The 566-nt window shown below is 39.4% G+C and carries 1 tRNA gene; it reads left to right on the top strand.

Annotation, left to right across the window (positions count from 1 at the left end):
• Positions 1-298 precede the first annotated feature (298 nt).
• Positions 299-372, top strand: a tRNA-Met gene (locus C5S62_RS04490).
• Positions 373-566 lie beyond the last annotated feature (194 nt).

The following is a 566-nucleotide window of genomic DNA, read 5'->3' as shown; positions in this document are numbered from 1 at the left end:
TTGGATTTTTAACATGAATACTTGGAATTTTAATTGCAATACGGGGATTTTCAAGAAACAATATGGCAAAAAACGACTTGAAACCACCTGAAAAACACGAAAAAAGCGGGACTTCTCCGTAGAAAGTCCCGCTTTGCTATTACAAAGATAATACATTTCCCGACTGAAAGCAAATTATGTTAAAATGCTCACGAGGGAAAAAATTCCTAGAAAAAACTTTTATAAAATTTGGTCTTTTCAAAAAAAACATCTACTTTTGCACTCGCAAACGGGCAGATAATCTGCTACGCGAGCCGATGGCGAGATAGCTCAGCTGGTTAGAGCGTCGGATTCATAATCCGAAGGTCAAGGGTTCAAGTCCCTTTCTCGCTACAATATATAAAAATCAAAGCGTCCGACTGAAAATATTTCAATCGGACGCTTTTTTATATTGTTCTCCCATCCCGCAATTGTGAGCAATGATACTGCACGGACCATTATGTGAGCTGTCGCAGACCAACACTCCCCTTTATGGGGTCAAGCCGAAATTCCGGTGCATTTGTTAAAATTCGAGAGCTGAAATGTTA

It is taken from the genome of Prevotella sp. MGM2 (genome assembly GCF_002933955.1).
GTDB lineage: Bacteria > Bacteroidota > Bacteroidia > Bacteroidales > Bacteroidaceae > Alloprevotella.
Note: the sequence above shows the minus strand (reverse complement) of the source record. Positions and strands in the feature narration are given on the sequence as shown.